Source organism: Klebsiella quasipneumoniae subsp. quasipneumoniae (assembly GCF_020525925.1).
GTDB classification, from domain to species: domain Bacteria; phylum Pseudomonadota; class Gammaproteobacteria; order Enterobacterales; family Enterobacteriaceae; genus Klebsiella; species Klebsiella quasipneumoniae.
The window spans coordinates 238,685-258,237 of record NZ_CP084876.1; the positions used below are offsets into that span (position 1 = coordinate 238,685).

General features: G+C 60.8%; 12 protein-coding genes. 9 read left to right on the forward strand and 3 right to left on the reverse strand.

Annotated elements, in window-relative coordinates; translation table 11 throughout:
- Nucleotides 1-28 precede the first annotated feature (28 nt).
- From bcsG to bcsE, 3 genes are read right to left on the reverse strand one after another with little or no spacing between them, the layout of a single operon-like run.
- Entirely contained in the window at nucleotides 29-1,705 is a 1,677-nt protein-coding gene (gene bcsG / locus LGM20_RS01135) for a cellulose biosynthesis protein BcsG (RefSeq protein WP_044525010.1), read from the reverse strand.
- Nucleotides 1,702-1,899, reverse strand: coding sequence for a cellulose biosynthesis protein BcsF (gene bcsF / locus LGM20_RS01140; RefSeq protein ID WP_004204976.1), 198 nt, complete (start codon nucleotides 1,897-1,899; stop codon nucleotides 1,702-1,704). Before bcsF ends, bcsG begins: the two co-directional genes overlap by 4 nt.
- Complete coding sequence (bcsE, locus tag LGM20_RS01145) at nucleotides 1,899-3,452, reverse strand: cellulose biosynthesis protein BcsE (RefSeq protein ID WP_023291298.1); 1,554 nt, start codon at nucleotides 3,450-3,452, stop codon at nucleotides 1,899-1,901. The genes bcsF and bcsE overlap by 1 nt, the downstream gene beginning before the upstream one ends.
- A gap of 169 nt (nucleotides 3,453-3,621) precedes the next feature.
- Between bcsE and bcsR the strand changes: the two genes are divergently transcribed.
- From bcsR to LGM20_RS01190, 9 genes are all read left to right on the forward strand, one after another.
- Nucleotides 3,622-3,810, forward strand: a complete 189-nt coding sequence (bcsR, locus tag LGM20_RS01150) for a cellulose biosynthesis protein BcsR (RefSeq protein ID WP_023291297.1) — start codon at nucleotides 3,622-3,624, stop codon at nucleotides 3,808-3,810.
- Between the two features lie 11 nt (nucleotides 3,811-3,821).
- A complete protein-coding gene (gene bcsQ / locus LGM20_RS01155) occupies nucleotides 3,822-4,553 on the forward strand; it encodes a cellulose biosynthesis protein BcsQ (RefSeq protein ID WP_023291296.1) in 732 nt (243 codons plus the stop codon).
- Nucleotides 4,550-7,168, forward strand: a complete 2,619-nt coding sequence (gene bcsA / locus LGM20_RS01160) for a UDP-forming cellulose synthase catalytic subunit (protein WP_023291295.1) — start codon at nucleotides 4,550-4,552, stop codon at nucleotides 7,166-7,168. Before bcsQ ends, bcsA begins: the two co-directional genes overlap by 4 nt.
- A 10-nt stretch (nucleotides 7,169-7,178) precedes the next feature.
- Entirely contained in the window at nucleotides 7,179-9,524 is a 2,346-nt protein-coding gene (bcsB, locus tag LGM20_RS01165; RefSeq protein WP_044525026.1) for a cellulose biosynthesis cyclic di-GMP-binding regulatory protein BcsB, read from the forward strand.
- Nucleotides 9,525-9,527: 3 nt separating this feature from the next.
- Nucleotides 9,528-10,637, forward strand: a complete 1,110-nt coding sequence (bcsZ, locus tag LGM20_RS01170; RefSeq protein ID WP_023291293.1) for a cellulose synthase complex periplasmic endoglucanase BcsZ — start codon at nucleotides 9,528-9,530, stop codon at nucleotides 10,635-10,637.
- Nucleotides 10,619-14,098: a cellulose synthase complex outer membrane protein BcsC gene (gene bcsC, locus LGM20_RS01175; protein ID WP_044525009.1), complete on the forward strand. Its 3,480-nt coding sequence runs from the start codon at nucleotides 10,619-10,621 to the stop codon at nucleotides 14,096-14,098. Before bcsZ ends, bcsC begins: the two co-directional genes overlap by 19 nt.
- Nucleotides 14,099-14,341: 243 nt before the next feature.
- Nucleotides 14,342-16,348 (forward strand): biofilm formation regulator HmsP, encoded by a 2,007-nt coding sequence (gene hmsP / locus LGM20_RS01180; protein WP_044525008.1) that lies wholly within the window; start codon nucleotides 14,342-14,344, stop codon nucleotides 16,346-16,348.
- A gap of 156 nt (nucleotides 16,349-16,504) precedes the next feature.
- Nucleotides 16,505-17,791, forward strand: a complete 1,287-nt coding sequence (locus LGM20_RS01185; RefSeq protein ID WP_023291290.1) for a dicarboxylate/amino acid:cation symporter — start codon at nucleotides 16,505-16,507, stop codon at nucleotides 17,789-17,791.
- A 219-nt stretch (nucleotides 17,792-18,010) separates the two neighbouring features.
- A complete protein-coding gene (locus tag LGM20_RS01190) occupies nucleotides 18,011-19,513 on the forward strand; it encodes a M16 family metallopeptidase (protein WP_023291289.1) in 1,503 nt (500 codons plus the stop codon).
- The last annotated feature ends 40 nt before the right edge of the window (nucleotides 19,514-19,553 follow it).

The following is a 19,553-nucleotide window of genomic DNA, read 5'->3' on the forward strand; positions in this document are numbered from 1 at the left end:
AGGCCGCCAGCATGGGCGGCCTTGTCGCTTATTGCGGATAAGGCACCCAGCTTCCGCCATTCAGCTGGACATACGGCTTGCCCTGATACTGGATAACGATGGCGTTGGCGTTTTCGGACACCGCCGCGCTCTGCGGCAGGTTGGCGACATACTGCTGCCAGTTGACGCTCTCTTCGCTGAACATTTTGCCGTCGAGGGCGCGCACCACCAGCTCCGACACCGCCAGGTAGCTGCTGGGCTGATCGATGATAATCGGCGCGCCTTCATGCGGCGCCTTCATGCCGAAGAATTTCACCGCCGTCGGGACGTTAGTGATCGACGGGCTCGGGATATCACGCAGGCCAGACACCTGCATCTTATCGCCCTTCAGCGCGCCGCCGTGTTCCGGCACCACCACCACCATCACCTTCCGCCCCGATTTTTCCAGCTCGGTGAAGAAGTTATCCAGGTCGTCAAACAGCTTTTGCGCGCGCACTTTGTAGTCCGCGGTTTTGCTTTGTCCCGGGAAGTGGTTGCCGTCATGCAGCGGCAGGGTGTTATAGAAGGTGGCGCTCCGCGGATTGCTGCTGGCCTCTTCGGTCTTCAGCCAGCGGTTGAGGACCGCCAGATCCTCGTACACCGGCGAGCCGTCAAACGCCTGCAGGCTGACCGGCAGACCGCTCTGGTCCATCAGCGGGCTCTGCATGCCGCCCAGTGAACGCAGCTCTTTCAGGAAGTCGCCGAACAGGCCGTTGTGGCCGAGCATCAGCTGCTGGTTGAAGCCGAGTTTCGCCAGGTTTTCAAACAGGTAGCAATCGGCGCCGGACGGCTGATACAGGTTGGTATGCGACAGCTGGCCGCAGCTGGCGCGCAGCAGGCGCACCGCCGCCGGTCCGCTGTAGGAGGTCGCGGAGTTAAAGTTTTTGAAGACGATATCGAAATGCTTCCACAGCGGGTGGTCCATCAGCCCGGCGGCTTCAATATCCGACCAGGAGAGCGAGCAGATATTGATCACCAGCAGGTCAAACGGCTGCGCATCCGCCGGCAGCTGGTCCGGGAACGGCGTCTTGCGCTTCTGCTCGGCGGCATAGAAACCGTTCAGCCAGTTGGTGAGGTTGGCCGAGGTCGGCGGCTCGGTCTGCGGCGGAATATCGCTGCTGGCCGGGCTGGACGCGGCGCCAGCGGCGGCGTTGGTCCCGACGTTGGCCGGCGCGGTGGCGGCGGCGGTGGTGGGCTGACCGGCAGGCCAAATGGTAAAGGCCGGCAGCAACGGGCTGACCGCCTGCCAGACGACCATCGCGGAGACAAACACGGTAACGCGCAGCCACTGGCTGATAAACAGCCATAGCACCAGTAAAACAAAGAAGGCGCCGACCATGCTCCAGTTGATAAAGCGGACAATCAGATCCCAGATATAGCTGGCGCTGAAGCCGGCGATTTGCGAGCCCTGGCTAAGAAGCGTCTCCGGCCCGGGCAGCCAGGTATCATGCCAGAACAGCGCGAAGCCGAGCGGAATGGCGATCCAGTGGCGGATGCGGTGCAGCTTTTCACGCGGGATCGGCACCAGCAGAAAGGCGAGAAACACCAGGTTCAGCATCGGGTGGAAATTGAGATACCCGGCCCACAGCAGGGCAAACTTGACCAGAAAGTATAAGTTCCAGCCGCCAAGGCCGCGCCAGTACTGCCAGAGCGGAAGCGGTGCCGCGGTCGTTTTTTTATTTGTCATTTATTCGCTTTGCCTTGCTTAACCGTTGTTCCCCGGCGTAATACCCCTGCCGGTTTCACGTAACGGGGTTTAAAGAACATCAATCTTAATGTCGTGCGGATCCGGCGCTGATAGTGGCGCGTCAGGTAGCCCAGCGGAAAAAACAGCAGGGCGCAGAGCACCACCAGTTGCAGAATATCGGCGATAGACATCATCAGGCTTGCTCCTCACGGGTGGTTAACCGGTGTGGTTCGGGATAGCGTCGCCAGTGGCGTCCATCATGGGTGGCGTTGATGGTTTCGTTTTTACCGACCGAGAGGGGCAGCGGCGTGTTCCAGCGCGCCGGCTCGACGCCGCGCATGATCACGATTTCCGAGAGGATCTGTTTGTCTTCAAACCACACCATACGGTTAGAAAAAATATCGCCGGTCGGCAGCGGGAAAATATGATTTAGCGCGGTGTCGAGGTCATTGATTCGGCAAAATGACAAGAACAGCACCAGCCGGTTATTGCCGATGGTCATGATGTCGCCCATCCGGTTGGGTTTGCATAACGTCAGCGCCTGCTCGACGCGCAGCCCCGGCGCCGGGCGCAGGGCCACCATCACGCCTTTGCTGTCGGCCGGCAGCAGGGTATTGGTCATCACGTTGTGCACCGCTTCGCAAAAGGCGTCCCATTTCTGATAGCCCCGCAGCTTTAACGGCTGGCTCCAGGTGAGCAGGGTGGCAAAATCTTCCGGGATACGCCGGGAGAACTTTTGGTTCTGTACGCTTTCAATCAGCGTCAGGCAGCGGGAAAGCGACGCGCTGTTGGGGATCACCAGGCTGGCGCCGCTGCTGAGCAGCAGCCGCTCATCGGTCGCGCGCAGGCTGGGGGTTTGTTCGCGGACAATAATTTTCAGCGCGGTGCCGCGCTGACGACGCAGGGTATGAATATAGCGCCCCAGCTGTTCAATTTGCGTATTCTGGGTAATGGAGAAGAGGATCGTCGCCGCCTGCGCAGTGCGCCCGGCGTTGAAGACCTCGTCATTGGTATCGAACAGGGTCCAGTATTCCGAGAGCGGCGGGGCGCCTTCGAGGACGCGCACATGGCTGAGGATCGCTTTTTCGTCGCTACGCGGCTGCACGCTGGTTTCAGCATCCTGCGCTAATCGCCAGCCGGCGTCGTCGTGTTGCACCATCAGCTGCTGCTGGGCGCTGATGCCTTTATCGCTTCCCCACCAGGCAATATCAAAAAGATGGCGGTCGCCCTGGTAGCGAATACTTGCCAGACCGGAAAGGGATCGGTACGCGCGTAATAACGGGGTGAGCTGCCGATCGATATCCTGGGCGGGATTGATCGCTAAGAACGTGCAGCGATGATATTGCGCCCAGCGACTGGTTTTTTCCACCCAGGCGCATAACTTTTCATTATTTATATTTTGCCAGGCATTTTCAGCGCATAGCAGAATAAACAAATAATTGCCAGGCTCGAGGGAGCAGACTAAATCACGATGTATTTCTTCCAGCGCCTCCGGGCGATTCGGCAGGGTAAACAGCGCGATATTATTCGGGCCATGAATGCTATCTAATGAAATGATATCATCAGGTTTATCACCCATGACCAGCGCGGCAACTTTGCTGTTTTTCGCCTGCGCGGCCAGCGTCTGATTAACCAGACTGACGGCATCGGCATAACGGTCAACGTTGAGCCACCATACCCCGCCGACCGGCATATGGCACACTTCATCCCATAATGATGAAATACCCAAAGTAAATACACTATCCACGGCATCCCTCGTGCGCCCTGATTCACACTGGATAAGTTTACTAGCGAAACTGACAGAGTAAACCTAACATTGAAATTAAAGGTCATCAGTTTTAGCATGTACACCTGCTTTTTAAGGAAGCGCTGTATACGTCCTCTGGTTTAATAATAAATTTCGAACGGACAGAGATATGCCAGCAAAAGATCCTGTCGTACCCACGGACGCCACGCTGGGGTACACCTTTCAAAATGATTTTTTGGCGCTAAGCCGGGCATTTTCCCTGCCGGATATTGATTATCATGATATTTCGAGGCGTGAACAGCTGAACGCAGCGCTGAAGCGCTGGCCGCTGCTGGCAGAGTTTGCAGAGAAAAAATAAGGAAGCCGGAGATGGCTATTCTGGGATTACAGGGCGTGCGCGGGGGAACTGGCGTCACGTCCATTACGGCTGCACTCGCCTGGGCGCTGCAATTGCTCGGTGAAAGCGTGCTGGCGATCGACGCCAGCCCGGATAATATGCTGCGCTTTTTTTTCAACACCGATATCCATCATCAGGACGGCTGGGCCCGGTCGCTGCTTGACGGCCGTGACTGGCGCGACGCGGGTCTGCGCTATACGCAACATATCGATCTGCTGCCGTTTGGCCAGCTCAGCGCGGGCGAAAGAGAAAACGTCGACCAGCTGCTGCCCACCCTGGGCGCGATGACGGAGGCGGTACAGCAGCTGCAGGGTCAGTACCGCTGGCTGCTGCTGGATCTGCCGGCGGGCTATTCGCCGTTGACCCGCGAGCTGTTGACGCTCTGCGACCGCTCGCTGGTGGTGGTCCATCCCGACGCCAACAGCCATATCCGTTTGCACCAGCAGCCCTTTCCGGCCAACAGCGATATCCTGATTAACGATCTGCGGGTCGGCAGCCAGCTGCAGGAAGATCTCTACCAGCTGTGGCTCGAGAGCCAGCCGCGGATCCTGCCGGTGACCATTCACCGCGACGAGGCGATGGCCGAGTGCCTGGCGGCGAAACAGCCCCTTGGGGAGTATCGCCAGGACTCTCTGGCGGCGGAAGAGGTGCTGACCCTGGCGAACTGGTGCCTGATCCACTATGCCGGCGGGAGGCCGGTATGATCCGCCTCAGCACGCTGCTGTTGGCCCCGCCGGTGGGGGAACGGCTGCGCGCGCGCTATGACGACTACCGGCAGCATGGCGCCTCCTGGCTGTCGGCGTCGCTTGGCTGCCTGTGGGCATCGCTGGTCTGGGCGCTCATGCCGCTGGAGACGCCGCGCTGGCAGGCGATTCTGGCGCACCATGACACCTATTTCCCCCATATTAATCCGCACCGGCCACGGCTCCTGGATCCGCTGCGCTATCTGTTGCAATCCCTGTGGCTGCTGGCGACCCGCGTGCCGGAGCCGGAGAAAAAGGTCAACTGGCGTTCGCTGGCGGCGCTGGAAGGGGTGCATGGTCGCTACGCGCAATGGATGGAGAAACTGCCTGAGCAGGTTAACGCCCGCACCCGCCATCTGGATAAACAGAAAGAGCTGGCGCACCTCAATCCTAAACTGCGCCGGGCAATCCTCGGAGTGGTGACCTGCTGCTCGCTGGTGCTGGCGCTGATGTGTATTACGCAGCCCTTTAACCCGCTGTCGCAATTTATCTTCCTGATGCTGCTGTGGGGCGTGGCGCTGCTGGTGCGGCGCATCCCCGGCCGCTTCTCGGCGCTGATGCTGATCGTGCTGTCGCTGACGGTCTCGTGCCGCTATATCTGGTGGCGCTACACCTCGACGCTGAACTGGAACGACCCGGTAAGCCTGGTGTGCGGGATTATTTTGCTGTTCGCCGAAACCTACGCCTGGGTGGTGCTGGTGCTGGGCTACTTCCAGGTGGTATGGCCGTTGAACCGCCAACCGGTGCCGCTGCCGGAGGACATGGATCTGTGGCCGACGGTGGATATCTTCGTCCCCACCTACAACGAAGATCTCAACGTGGTGAAAAACACCATCTATGCCTCGCAGGGCATCGACTGGCCGAAGGACAAGCTCAACATCTGGATCCTCGACGACGGCGGACGGGAAGCGTTTCGCCAGTTTGCCAAAGATGTCGGGGTGCACTACATCGCCCGTACCAGCCATGAGCACGCCAAGGCCGGTAACATCAACAATGCGCTGAAATACGCCAAAGGGGAGTTTGTCTCGATCTTTGACTGCGACCACGTGCCGACGCGCTCGTTTCTGCAGATGACCATGGGCTGGTTCCTGAAAGAGAAAGAGCTGGCGATGATGCAGACCCCGCACCATTTCTTCTCCCCAGACCCCTTTGAGCGCAACCTTGGCCGTTTTCGCAAAACGCCGAACGAAGGCACCCTGTTCTACGGCCTGGTACAGGACGGGAACGATATGTGGGACGCCACCTTCTTCTGCGGCTCCTGCGCCGTGATCCGCCGCGGCCCGCTGGATGAGATTGGCGGCATTGCCGTCGAAACGGTGACCGAAGATGCCCACACCTCGTTGCGCCTGCACCGACGCGGCTACACCTCCGCCTATATGCGTATTCCGCAGGCGGCGGGGCTGGCGACGGAGAGTTTGTCGGCGCACATTGGCCAGCGTATCCGCTGGGCGCGCGGCATGGTGCAGATTTTCCGTCTCGATAACCCGCTGTTTGGCAAGGGGCTGAAGCTGGCGCAGCGCGTCTGCTACGCCAACGCCATGCTCCACTTCCTCTCCGGTATTCCGCGCCTCATCTTCCTCACGGCGCCGCTGGCCTTTTTGCTGCTCCATGCCTATATCATTTATGCGCCGGCGCTGATGATCGCGCTGTTCGTGCTGCCGCATATGATCCACGCCAGCCTGACCAACTCGAAGATTCAGGGCAAATACCGCCATTCGTTCTGGAGTGAAATCTACGAGACGGTGCTCGCCTGGTATATCGCGCCGCCCACCTTTGTGGCGTTGATTAACCCGCATAAAGGCAAATTCAACGTCACCGCGAAGGGTGGGCTAGTGGAAGAGGAGTATGTCGACTGGGTGATCTCCCGGCCCTATATCTACCTCGTGCTGCTCAACCTGGTCGGCGTCGCGGTGGGGATCTGGCGCTTTATGTACGGCCCGGAAAACGAAATTCTCACCGTCTGGGTGAGTATTGTCTGGGTGTTTTACAACCTGATTATTCTTGGCGGCGCGGTGGCGGTCTCGGTTGAAAGCAAGCAGGTCCGCCGGTCGCATCGTGTCGAAATGAGCATGCCGGCGGCCATCGCCCGCGATGACGGCCATCTGTTCTCCTGCACCGTTCACGACTATTCCGACGGCGGGCTGGGGATCAAAATTCACAGCGACGCGCAGGTGCTGGAGGGGCAGAACGCCAGGCTGCTGCTCAAACGGGGACAGCAGGAGTATGTCTTCCCGGTGCGGGTCGCGCGGGTAAACGGCAACGAAGTGGGATTGCAGCTGCTGCCGTTGACCAACCAGCAGCATATCGATTTTGTGCAGTGTACGTTTGCCCGCGCCGATACGTGGGCGCTTTGGCAGGATAGCTTCCCGGAAGATAAGCCGATGGAAAGCCTGCTGGATATCCTCAAGCTGGGATTCCGTGGTTACCGTCACCTGGCGGAGTTTTCGCCGCCGTCGGTGAAGGTCATTTTCCGCGCGCTCACCTCGCTGGTGGCATGGATAGTGTCGTTTGTACCCCGACGCCCTGAACGCGCCGCGCCGACGCTCTCCGCAGACCCGGCAATGGCTCAACAATGATGATAATGCGATGAAAAGAAAACTTTCCTGGATGTGTGCAGTAGCGGTGGGCATGTGCAGCTGGTATCCGCTGGCCTCTTACGCGGCGCCGGCCGCCGTGGTGAACCCGACTCCTGGCGTTCAGCCGCAGGCGGCCACCCCGCCCGCGCCGGTGACGATTGGCGAGCCGACGGCGACTCTCGCCGAACCGACCGCACCGGCGGTGGTCGCCGAGAATATCCCGCAGCGGGAGGTGAAGCTGACCTTTGCCACCATCGCGCCGCCTCCGGGCAGCATTGTGCTGCGCGGCTCACGGCCTGACGCCTCGGTCGAATTCGGCATGCGCAGCGATGAGCTGGTCGCCAACGCGCTGCTCAATCTGGAATATACCCCGTCGCCCTCGCTGCTGCCCGTGCAGTCGCAGCTGAAAGTCTATCTCAACGATGAGCTGATGGGCGTTCTGCCCGTCACCAAAGAGCAGCTGGGGAAAAAGATCCGCGCGCAGCTGCCGATTGACCCGCTGTATATCACCGACTTCAACCGCATACGGCTGGAGTTTGTCGGCCACTATCGCGATGTCTGCGAAAACCCGGCCAGCAGCACGCTGTGGCTGGACGTCGGGCGCGAAAGCTATCTGGATCTCACCTACCAGTCGCTGAAGGTGCATAACGATCTGTCGCACTTCCCGGTGCCGTTCTACGATCCGCGCGACAACCGCCCGCTGACGCTGCCGATGATTTTCCCGGGTTCGCCGGCGGTGGCCCAGCAGCAGGCGGCGGCGATTATCGCCTCATGGTTCGGCAGCAAGGCCGGCTGGCGCGGCCAGCAGTTCCCGGTCTATTTCAACGAACTGCCGGATCGTAACGCCATTGTCTTCGCGACCAACGACAAGCGTCCGGATTTCCTGCGCGATCATCCGCCGGTCAACGCGCCGACCATCGAAATGATCGACAACCCGAACGATCCTTACGTCAAGCTGCTGGTGATTTTCGGCCGCGATGATAAAGACCTGCTGCTGGCGGCGAAGGGGATTGCCCAGGGCAATATTCTGTTCCGCGGCAGCAGCGTCACCGTGGACGGCATCAAAACCCTGCAGCCGCGGCAGCCATACGATGCGCCAAACTGGGTGCGCACCGACCGCTCGGTCACCTTTGCTGAGCTGAAAACCTATGAGCAACAGCTGCAGTCCAGCGGGCTGGTGCCGGATGCCATCACCGTGGCGCTTAACCTGCCGCCGGATCTCTATCTGCTGCGGGCCAACGGCATTGATATGGATCTGAAATATCGTTACACCATGCCGCCGGTGAAGGACAGCTCGCGGATGGATATCAGCCTCAACGACCAGTTCCTGCAGTCGTTCAGCCTTAACAGCTCCCAGGACGTGAACAAACTGATCCTGCGCCTGCCGGTGCTGCAGGGGCTGCTGGACGGCAAATCGGAGGTCACCATCCCCGCGCTGCGTCTTGGGGCGGTGAACCAGCTGCGCTTTGACTTCCAGTACATGAACCCGATGCCCGGCGGCTCCATCGACAACTGTATTACCTTCCAGCCGGTGCAGAACCATGTGGTGATCGGCGACGATTCGACCATCGACTTCTCGAAGTATTATCACTTTATTGCGCTGCCGGACCTGCGCGTCTTCGCCAATGCGGGCTTCCCTTACAGCCGAATGGCTGACCTCGCCGACACCCTGGTGGTGGTGCCGAAGGCGCCGACCCAGGGCCAGGTGGCGACGCTGCTGCAGGCGCTGGGCGGCATCGGTTCGCAGACCGGCCTGGCGGCGATTAATCTGCAAATGACCGACGATGGCAACCAGATCAAGAATAAAGACGCGGATCTGCTGCTGATCGGCGCGATCCCTTCGTCTCTCAAGGACGATACCAAAATCAACCTGCTGGTCGAGGCGACCAAAAGCTGGGTGAAAATGCCGATGCGCCACTATGACCTGGCGAGCATTTATCCCGATGACGAGGCCCGCACGCCCAACACCCGCACCGACATCACCTCTTCCGGACCGATGGCGGCGGTGATTGGCTTCCAGTCGCCCTACAACGATCAGCGTAGCGTGGTGGCCCTGCTGGCCGACAGCCCGCGCGGTAATGAATTGCTGACCAACGCCCTCAACGACAGCGGTAAGCGGGCGGCGATGTTTGGCTCGGTGGCGGTGATCCGTGAATCCGGCGTCAACAGCCTGCGGGTGGGCGATGTTTACTATGTTGGCCATCTGCCCTGGTTCGAGCGCATCTGGTTCGCGCTCTCTAACCACCCGATACTGCTGGCGATCTTCGCCGCGGTCAGTATCGTGCTGCTGGCGTGGGTGCTGTGGCGCATGCTGCGCATTATCAGCCGCCGCCGCCTTAGCCTGGATGATGAATAAACGATGATGAAAGTACTTTGCGGCGCGGTGCTCTCCGCGCTGGTACTGGCGGCGGGCCAGGCGAGCGCCGCTTGCCAGTGGCCCGCCTGGGAGCAGTTTAAGAAAGCGTACGTCAGCCCCGAGGGGCGGGTGATCGACCCCAGCGATGCGCGCAAAATTTCCACTTCCGAAGGACAGAGCTATGGCCTGTTCTTTGCCCTGGCGGCCAACGATCGCGCGGGGTTCGACAAGCTGCTGACCTGGACGCAGAACAACCTGGCGGAGGGCGACCTGCGGCAGCATCTGCCGGGCTGGCTGTGGGGGAAAAAGGACGACGAACAGTGGACGCTGCTGGACAGCAATTCGGCATCCGACTCGGATCTGTGGATAGCCTGGGCGCTGCTGGAGGCGGGGCGCCTGTGGCAGCAGCCGCAGTACACCGAGACCGGGAAAGCGCTGCTGGCGCGGATTGTCGACGAAGAGACGGTGGCGGTGCCGGGCCTTGGCACGATGCTGCTGCCGGGAAAAGTCGGTTTTGCCGACGACAGCGGCTGGCGGTTTAATCCCAGCTATCTTCCGCCGCAGCTGGCCACCTATTTTGTGCGTTTTGGCGCGCCGTGGCCCACCCTGCGCGACACGAACCTGCGTCTGCTGCTGGAGACCGCGCCGAAAGGCTTTACCCCGGACTGGGTGCGCTATGAGAAAGGGAAAGGCTGGCAGCTGAAAACGGAGAAGCCGCTGATCGGCAGCTATGACGCGATTCGCGTCTACCTGTGGGTGGGCATGCTTCATGATGGCGATAAGCAAAAAGCGCGTCTGCTGGCCCGCTTTGCGCCGATGGCGGCACAGACCACGGAACAGGGGGTACCGCCGGAGAAAGTGAATATCGCCACCGGTAAAACCAGCGGCCAGGGGCCGGTGGGCTTCTCCGCGGTGATGCTGCCGTTTTTACAGAACGACGAGGCCCGGTCGGTGCAACGACAGCGCGTCGCCGATAACTATCCCGGCGCGGATGCCTACTACAGCGCGGTCCTGACGCTGTTCGGTCAGGGTTGGGATCAACACCGTTTTCGTTTCACTGCGGGTGGCGAATTACAACCTGACTGGAACCAGGAATGCGCAAGCTCTCACTAAGTTTACTCACGCTGTCCCTCGGCGTTGCGCTGCTGCCGTTAGCGCAGGCGGCGACGACGCCCGCCCAGGAACATCTGCTGGAGCAGGTGCGCCTCGGCGAGGCCAGCAATCGTGAAGACCTGGTGCGCCAGTCGCTATACCGCCTGGAGCTGATCGACCCCAACAACCCGGACCTGATTGCCGCGCGGATGCGCTATCTGCTGCGCCAGGGGGATACCGCCGGGGCGCAAAAAGAGCTGGAGCGACTGACGAAGCTGGCGCCGGATTCCCCTGAGCTGAAGGCGTCGCGCAATGAGATGAAAAGCAACACCGGCGAGGGCCGTCAGGCGCTGCAGCAGGCGCGCCTGCTGGGCGTGGCCGGGAAGGTCGATGAAGCCATCGCCGCCTATGAAAAACTGTTCGGCGGCGTGCCGGATGATGTTGATGCCGCTATTGAATACTGGACGCTGGTGGCGCGCCTGCCGGCCCGTCATAGCGAAGGCCTCAGCCAGCTGAAAAAACTGAACGCCAGCGCGCCGGGCAACGTCAGCCTGCTGACGGCGCTGGCGAAGCAGATGTTTGCCGATAACAAACCGCAGGAAGGGTTCGCCTATCTGGCGGAAATGGCCCGCTCAGCCTCAGGACGCGGTATCGCCGCCGATATGTGGTTCAGCGAGGTGAAAAGCATGCCGGTGAGCAAGGGCAGCGTGCAGGCGTTGCAGCAATTCCTGCTGCAGTTTCCTACCGGCTCGGTGGCGGCGAACGCCCGCGTCCTGCTTGACCAGCAGCAGGCGCAGCTGCAGGATCCGACGTTCCGCGCCCGCTCGGAAGGGCTGGCGGCGGTCAAATCCGGAAATACCTCGCAGGCGGTGGCGGATCTGCAGAAAGCCGTTCAGGCCGACAGCCGCGACAGCGATGCGGTGGGCGCCCTCGGCCAGGCCTATTCCCAGCGCGGCGACCGCGCGCGCGCGGTGGCCCAGCTCAATAAAGCGATTGCCATGGATCCCGACAGCCCGAATCGCGGCAAATGGGACAGCCTGCTGCAAACCAACCGCTACTGGCTGCTGATCAAGCAGGGGGATAACGCCCTGAAGGCCGGTCAGCTTTCACAGGCGCAGAATTATTATGCCCAGGCGCAGCGGGTCGTTCGGACCGACAGCTATGCCGTGCTGGGGCTGGGCGACGTCGCGGCGGCGCGCAAAGAGGCGGCGGCGGCGGAGCGCTATTACCAGCAGGCGTTGCGCCTGGATCGCGGCAATAACCTGGCGGTGCGCGGCCTGGCCAACCTCTATCGCGCCGAATCGCCGGAGAAAGCCAGCGCCTGGATCGCTGGTCTTCCTGCCGCCCAGCGGCGCAGCATCGATGATATCGAGCGCAGCCTGACCAACGACCGGCTGGAGAAACAGGCGCAGGCCCTGGAGAGCCAGGGCAACTGGGCGCAGGCGGCGGAAGTTCAGCGTCGGCGCCTGGCGCTCGAGCCGGACAGCGTGTGGATAACCTACCGTCTGGCGCGGGATCTGGTCAGCGCCGGTGAGCGCCAGGAAGCCGATGCGCTGATGCGGACGATGGTCAACCGCCAGCCGCAGGATGCTGAACGGGTCTACGCCTCGGGGCTCTACCTGTCGGGGAACGACCAGGACGATCTGGCGCTGGCGCAAATCGCCGCTCTGCCGCGCAGCGCGTGGACGGATAACCTTCGTGAACTGGAGGCGCGTTTGCAAAGCGACCGGGTGCTGCGCCAGGCGAACCAGCTGCGCGACAGCGGCGAGGAAGCGCAGGCGATCGCCCTCATCAAACAGCAGCCGGCCTCGGTGCGCTATGACCTGACGCTGGCCGACTGGGCCCAGCAGCGCGGGGACAACCAGACGGCGATTGCCGACTATCAGCGGGTGCTGCGTCAGGAAGCCGACAACGGCGATGCGCGCCTCGGCCTTGCGGAAGTCTATCTGGCCGAGGGCGATAAACAGGCCGCCCGGGCGCAGGTCATGCAGCTGAAAGGCGCAGAGGCCGAATCCATGAATATGCAGCGGCGGGTCGCCCTGGCGCGAGCTGGCCTTGGCGATACCGCGGACGCCCAACAGATTTTTAACCAGATTGTGCCGCAGGCGAAGGCGCAGCCGCCCTCGATGGAGAGCGCGCTGGTGCTGCGCGATGCCGCGCGCTTTGCCACCCGGAACGGGGAGCCGCAGCAGGCGCTGACCCACTACCGGGAGGCGATGGTGGCCTCCGGCATCACCCCCGCGCAGCCGCAGGATAACGATACCTTTACCCGGCTGACGCGCAACGACAGCCGGGATGACTGGCTGAAGCGCGGGATCCGCAGCGATGCCGCCGACCTTTATCGCCAGCAGGATCTGAACGTCACCCTGGAACACGACTTTTGGGGATCCAGCGGCACCGGCGGCTATTCCGACCTCAAGGCGCATACCACCATGCTGCAGGTGGATGCCCCGCTGGCGGATGGCCGGATGTTCTTCCGCACCGACCTGGTCAATATGGATGCCGGCAGCTTTTCCACCCACAGCGACGGGAGCTACTCGCCCAGCTGGGGCACCTGCGGGGAGATCGCCTGTACCAGCGGCAGTAAAAATCAGACCGACAGCGGGGCCAGCGTAGCGGTCGGCTGGAAGAATGACACCTGGAGCGGCGATATCGGCACCACGCCGATGGGCTTCAATGTCGTCGATGTGGTCGGCGGCCTGAGCTACAGTAGCGACGTCGGGCCGGTGGGGTACACGGTCAACGTGCACCGGCGGCCCATCTCCAGCTCGCTGCTCTCCTTTGGCGGGCAGAAAGACAGCAACAGCCATACTGGCACCACCTGGGGCGGCGTTCGCGCCGACGGCGGCGGTGTGAGCCTCAGCTATGACCGGGGCGAAGCGCACGGTATCTGGTCCTCGCTGGGGGCCGACTCGCTGACCGGTAAAAACGTGGCGGATAACTGGCGCGTGCGCTGGATGACCGGCTACTACTATAAAGTGATTAACGAGAATAATCGTCGCGTCACCGTCGGCCTCAACAATATGATCTGGCACTACGACAAAGATCTCAGCGGCTACACCCTCGGCCAGGGCGGCTATTACAGCCCGCAGGAGTATCTCTCGTTCGCTGTGCCGGTGACCTGGCGTCAGCGCACGGAGAACTGGTCCTGGGAACTCGGCGGATCGGTCTCATGGTCCCATTCGCGTACCCAGACGCAAGCCCGCTATCCGCTGCTGAACCTGATCCCGTCCGACTACCGGCAGCGCGCCAGCGAACTGACGGAGGAGGGCGGCAGCAGCCAGGGATTCGGTTACACCGCCAGAGCGCTGGTGGAGCGGCGGGTGACCAGCAACTGGTTCGTTGGCGCCGCGGTCGATATTCAGCAGGCGAAGGACTACACCCCGAGCCATGCGCTGCTTTACGTGCGCTATTCGGCGGCCGGCTGGCAGGGGGATCTGGATATGCCGCCCCAGCCGCTGGTGCCTTACGCCGACTGGTAGCAGAATAGGCTGAATTACGTCACAGAGCACCACTCCACGGCGCGCTTCGCGTATACTCGTGAGGCGTTGCCCACCGTCGGCCGCCGGGGAGGTCTCTCCGGCGTCTGCGCCACCGCGCGGAGCTATCCCGTCACTTCATCCCTCGCGGGCGTGGGCGAAGGATTTAAGTATATAATCAGCCTGAAACGACCGGGATTGAAGGATTAATGCCGGGTATGCATTCAGTATCAGTGGAGAACACCGTTGCGCGTCAGCCGTTCACTTACAATCAAACAGATGGCGATGGTCGCGAGCGTGTCCATGGCCTTTGTATTGGTTTTTTGCACTATTTTGCTGTTTCACTTTGTGCAACAGAGTCGCTTTACCACGGCCACGCAGTTAGAAAGTATCGCGCGATCCGTTCGCGAACCGCTGTCTGCGGCTATTCTGAAAGCCGATATTCCGGAAGCGGAAGCCATTTTAAGCCGTATCCAGCCTGCTGGCATCGTCAGCCGGGCGGATGTCGTCTTGCCCAACCAGTTCCAGGCGCTGCGGATGCGGTTTATCCCTGAGCGGTCGGTGCCGGTGACCATCACCCGGCTGTTTGAGCTGCCGGTGCAGATTTCGCTGCCCATTTATTCGCTGGAGCGGCCGGCCAACCCGCAGCCGCTGGCCTATCTGGTGCTGCAGGCTGACTCCTATCGCATGTATAAATTCGTCATGAGCGCCCTTGCTACGTTAGTGACTGCTTACTTACTTCTGGTGCTGATGCTAACGGTGGCGCTCACCTGGTGCATCAACCGGCTGATGGTTCGCCCCCTGCGGCGTATCGCCCGCGAGCTGAACGATCTCTCCCAGCAGGAGCGTCTTGGCCATCAGCTGACCCTCCCGCGCCTGCACCATGACGACGAGATCGGCATGCTGGTGCGCAGCTATAACCGCAACCAGCAGAGTCTGGTGCGCCAGCATGATGAGCTGTCCATCCAGTCGACCCGCTTCCCGGTCTCCGAGCTGCCGAATAAAGCCTTTTTGCTGGCGATGCTGGAGCAGACGGTGGCCCGCCCGCAGAGCGCCGCGCTGATCGTCGTCGCCTGTGAAACCCTGCAGGACGCCGCCGGCGTGCTCAAGGAGAGCCAGCGCGAAATGCTGCTCCTGACGCTGGTGGAGAAGCTGCGCGCCGCGATCCCGCCGCAGATGGTGCTGGCCCAGGTAAGCGGCTATGACTTCGCCATTCTCGCCGATGGCCTCGCCGAATCCTGGCAGGCGGTGACGATAAGTAAGCAAGTGCTCACTATTATTAATGAACGTTTACCGCTGCATGGTCTGCAGCTGCGGCCCTACGCCAGCGTCGGGATCGCCATGTTCCACCCCGGTCTCAGCGCCGAACAGTTTTACCGGCGCGCGGTCTCGGCCGCGGTCACCGCAAGACGCAAAGGTAAAAATCAGATTGAGTTCTTCGATCCCGAGCAGATGGAAAAGGCTCAGCGCCGCCTGATGGAAGAGCACGAAATTATGACCGCCCTCGACAACCAGCAGTTCGCGATCTGGCTGCAGCCGCAGGTGGCCTGCGCCAGCGGCGAGCTCTGCGGCGCCGAGGTGCTGCTGCGCCAGCGGCAGGCGGATGGCAGCTGGTCGCTACCGCCGGCGCTGATTGAGCGCATTGAGTCCTGCGGGCTGATTATCCCGGTCGGCTACTGGGTGATGGAAGAGGCCTGCCGCCAGCTGGCCGCCTGGCAAAGCCAGGGCATTATGCTGCCGCTGTCGGTCAATGTTTCCCTGCTCCAGCTGCTGGAGCACGACCGTGGCGAGGAGATGCTGAAGCTGATCGCCCGCTACCGCATTGCGCCGGGCACCCTCATCCTTGAGGTGACGGAGAGCTGCCGGATGGACGATCCGCAGGATGTGATGGCGCGGTTGCGGCCTCTGCGCGAGGCCGGCGTGCGGATTGCGCTGGATGATTTTGGCATGGGTTATGCCGGGTTGCACCAGCTGCAGCAGATGAAGGCTCTGCCGGTGGATATTCTGAAAATTGATAAGGTATTCATCGATATGCTGCCGGAGGATGTCAGCATGGTGCCGGCGATAATCCAGCTCGCGCGCGGCCTGTCGCTGCGCATTGTGGCGGAAGGGGTGGAAACGGAAGACCAGTATCGCTGGTTGCAAGCCGCCGGCGTCGAGGTGCTCCAGGGCCACCTGTTCGGTTGCGCTTTACCGCAGGAGGCGTTCAGCGCCCGCTATTTATCTCCGGTCCGCGAAGATGCAAATTTGTAAATGTTTTGTTGACTTGTGCGAGTCAGCTCAAAGATTTTAACAATCGCGTTGCACTTTCGACGTTAGTTATTTCTGAAATGTTTCCAGGGTGTTATTTTTAAGCCACAGACGCCAAATATCCCTTCTTGCTCTGTGGTTATTCCCAAAGGACACCCTATGAAAACCTCTATCTTTAAAAGCCTCTATGTCCAGGTTCTGACGGCCATAGCGATCGGTATTCTGCTGGGCCATTTTTACCCGGAACTGGGCGCGCAAATGAAACCCTTCGGCGACGCCTTCGTTAAGCTGATTAAAATGGTGATTGCTCCGGTTATCTTCTGTACCGTCGTGACGGGGATCGCCGGAATGGAGAGCATGAAAGCCGTTGGCCGTACCGGGGCGGTGGCGTTGCTCTATTTCGAAGTGGTCAGCACCATCGCGCTGATTATCGGTCTGGTTATTGTCAATGTGGTGCAGCCGGGGGCCGGGATGAACGTCGACCCGTCGACGCTCGATGCGAAAGCGGTGGCGGTGTACGCTGAGCAGGCGAAAGACCAGGGGGTGGTGGCCTTTTTACTGGATGTGATCCCGGGCAGCGTCATTGGCGCCTTCGCCAGCGGCAACATCCTTCAGGTTCTGCTGTTCGCCGTTCTGTTTGGCTTTGCCCTGCATCGTCTGGGCAGCAAGGGCCAGCTGATTTTCAACGTCATTGAAAGTTTCTCGCAGGTCATCTTCGGCATCATCAATATGATCATGCGCCTGGCGCCGATCGGCGCCTTCGGGGCTATGGCCTTCACCATCGGTAAATATGGCGTCGGCACCCTGGTGCAGCTGGGCCAGCTGATCATCTGCTTCTATATCACCTGTATCCTGTTCGTGGTGGTGGTGCTGGGGTCAATCGCCAAAGCCACCGGCTTCAGCATCTTTAAATTTATCCGCTATATCCGCGAAGAGCTGCTGATCGTGCTGGGGACTTCCTCATCCGAATCGGCGCTGCCGCGCATGCTCGACAAGATGGAGAAGCTCGGCTGTCGTAAATCGGTGGTGGGCCTGGTGATCCCGACCGGCTATTCGTTCAACCTCGACGGCACCTCTATCTATCTGACGATGGCGGCGGTCTTTATCGCCCAGGCGACCAACAGCCATATGGATATTTTCCATCAAATCACCCTGCTGGTGGTGCTGCTGCTCTCCTCGAAAGGGGCGGCGGGAGTGACCGGCAGCGGCTTCATCGTGCTGGCGGCGACCATCTCGGCCGTCGGGCATTTGCCGGTGGCTGGCCTGGCGCTAATCCTCGGTATTGACCGCTTTATGTCCGAAGCCCGTGCGCTGACTAACCTGGTGGGTAACGGCGTCGCCACGGTGGTGGTCGCGAAATGGGTTAAAGAACTCGATGCCAAACAGATGGATGATGTGCTGAATAACCGTGTTCCCGCGAACAAAACGCACGAATTATCCTCTTAAATCCTCCTCTTAGGCCCGTACTCCCTTGCTGGAGTACGGGCTCCTGCGCATAATTAGAGGTCATTTCCGCCCGGCGGGAATGACACGAAATGATTATTTTACGTTGTCATGCGACATTTTCGTCTCCGTGTGGTCTAACCGACGTATTTCACTCTCACTTTTTTCGGCAGCCCGTCAGTGGGATGCTGTTGTAACCAGGAATGTTCATCAGGGGTTCACATGCAGGGCACAACAATTAAACTCTTAACGGGCGGTTTGCTGATGGTAGCGGCGGCCGGTTATGTGCAGGCAGAAGCGCTCCAGCCTGATCCGGCCTGGCAACAAGGGACCTTAGCGAATGGGTTGTCGTGGCAGGTGCTGGCCACGCCGCAGCGTCCCAGCGACCGTATCGAAGTCCGTCTGTCCGTGAATATTGGCTCGCTGAGCGAAAGCACTCAGCAGAGCGGCTTCAGCCGTTTTATTCCCCGTCTGGCGTTGACGCAAAGCGGCAGCCTGCCGACGATGCAGGCGCGCTCGCTGTGGCAGCAGAGTATTGACCCGAAGCGTCCTCTGCCGCCGGCCATCGTCTCCTACGATTACACGATGTTTAATCTCAGCCTGCCGAATAACCGCAACGATCTGCTGAAAGAGGCGCTGAGCTGGCTGGCGGACGCCAGCGGTAAACTGACCATTACGCCTGAATCGATCAATCACGCGCTGCAGGGCAACGACATGGTGGCGACCTGGCCGCTGGATACCAAAGAGGGCTGGTGGCGCTATCGCCTCAAGGGCTCCACCATGCTGGGCCACGATCCGGCCGCGCCGCTGAAGCAGCCGATCGACGTGGCGCATCTGAAAGACTTTTATCAAAAATGGTACACCCCCGACGCCATGACGCTGATCGTGGTGGGTAACGTCGACAGCCGCAGCGTCGCTGAGCAAATCAGCAAAACCTTTGGCGATCTGAAGGGCAAGCGGGAAACGCCCGCGGCGGTGCCGACCTTATCGCCGCTGCCCACCGTGCCGGTCAGCATCATGACCAGCGCCGTGCGCCAGGACAAACTGTCCATCATGTGGGACGCCCCCTGGCAGCCGATCCGCGACTCCGCGGCGCTGCAGCGCTACTGGCGCGACGACCTCGCCCGCGAAGCGCTGTTCTGGCACGTGCAGCAGAGCCTGAGTAAAAATAACGTCAAGGATATTGGTCTTGGTTTTGACTGCCGGGTGCTCTATCAGCGCGCGCAATGCGCCATCAACATCGAATCGCCGGGCGAGCGCCTGAATAACAACCTGAGCGTGGTCTCGCGCGAGCTGGCGAAAGTGCGCGACAACGGCCTGCCGCAGGAGGAGTTTGACGCGCTTATCGCTCAGAAAAGCCTCGAGCTGCAGAAGCTGTTTGCCACCTATGCGCGCACCGATACCGACATTCTGATGAGCCAGCGCATGCGCTCCCTGCAAAATCAGGTGGTGGATATCGCGCCGGAGCAGTACCAGAAGCTGCGTCAGGAGTTCCTCAACTCCCTGACGGTGGACATGCTGAACCAGTACCTGCGTCAGCAACTGTCTCAGGATATGGCGCTGGTGTTGCAGCAGCCGAAAGGCGAACCGGAATACAACATGAAGGAGCTGCAGGCCACGTGGGAAAAACTGATGGCGCCGAGTCCGGCGACCGCAGCGACCAGCGGCAGCGCCGATACGGTTGACGCCCACAGCGAGGCCAGCGACATCCCGTCGGGGCAGTAACCTGACGCCTCTCCGGCGCGCCAGCGGCGGCCGGAGAGCG

Coding starts and splice junctions, on each gene's coding strand:
- bcsG (WP_044525010.1), bottom strand. CDS start 1,705: ATGACAAATAAAAAAACGACCGCGGCACCGCTTCCGCTCTGGCAGTAC.
- bcsF (WP_004204976.1), bottom strand. CDS start 1,899: ATGATGTCTATCGCCGATATTCTGCAACTGGTGGTGCTCTGCGCCCTG.
- bcsR (WP_023291297.1), top strand. CDS start 3,622: ATGCCAGCAAAAGATCCTGTCGTACCCACGGACGCCACGCTGGGGTAC.
- bcsQ (WP_023291296.1), top strand. CDS start 3,822: ATGGCTATTCTGGGATTACAGGGCGTGCGCGGGGGAACTGGCGTCACG.
- bcsA (WP_023291295.1), top strand. CDS start 4,550: ATGATCCGCCTCAGCACGCTGCTGTTGGCCCCGCCGGTGGGGGAACGG.
- bcsB (WP_044525026.1), top strand. CDS start 7,179: ATGAAAAGAAAACTTTCCTGGATGTGTGCAGTAGCGGTGGGCATGTGC.
- bcsZ (WP_023291293.1), top strand. CDS start 9,528: ATGATGAAAGTACTTTGCGGCGCGGTGCTCTCCGCGCTGGTACTGGCG.
- bcsC (WP_044525009.1), top strand. CDS start 10,619: ATGCGCAAGCTCTCACTAAGTTTACTCACGCTGTCCCTCGGCGTTGCG.
- LGM20_RS01185 (WP_023291290.1), top strand. CDS start 16,505: ATGAAAACCTCTATCTTTAAAAGCCTCTATGTCCAGGTTCTGACGGCC.
- LGM20_RS01190 (WP_023291289.1), top strand. CDS start 18,011: ATGCAGGGCACAACAATTAAACTCTTAACGGGCGGTTTGCTGATGGTA.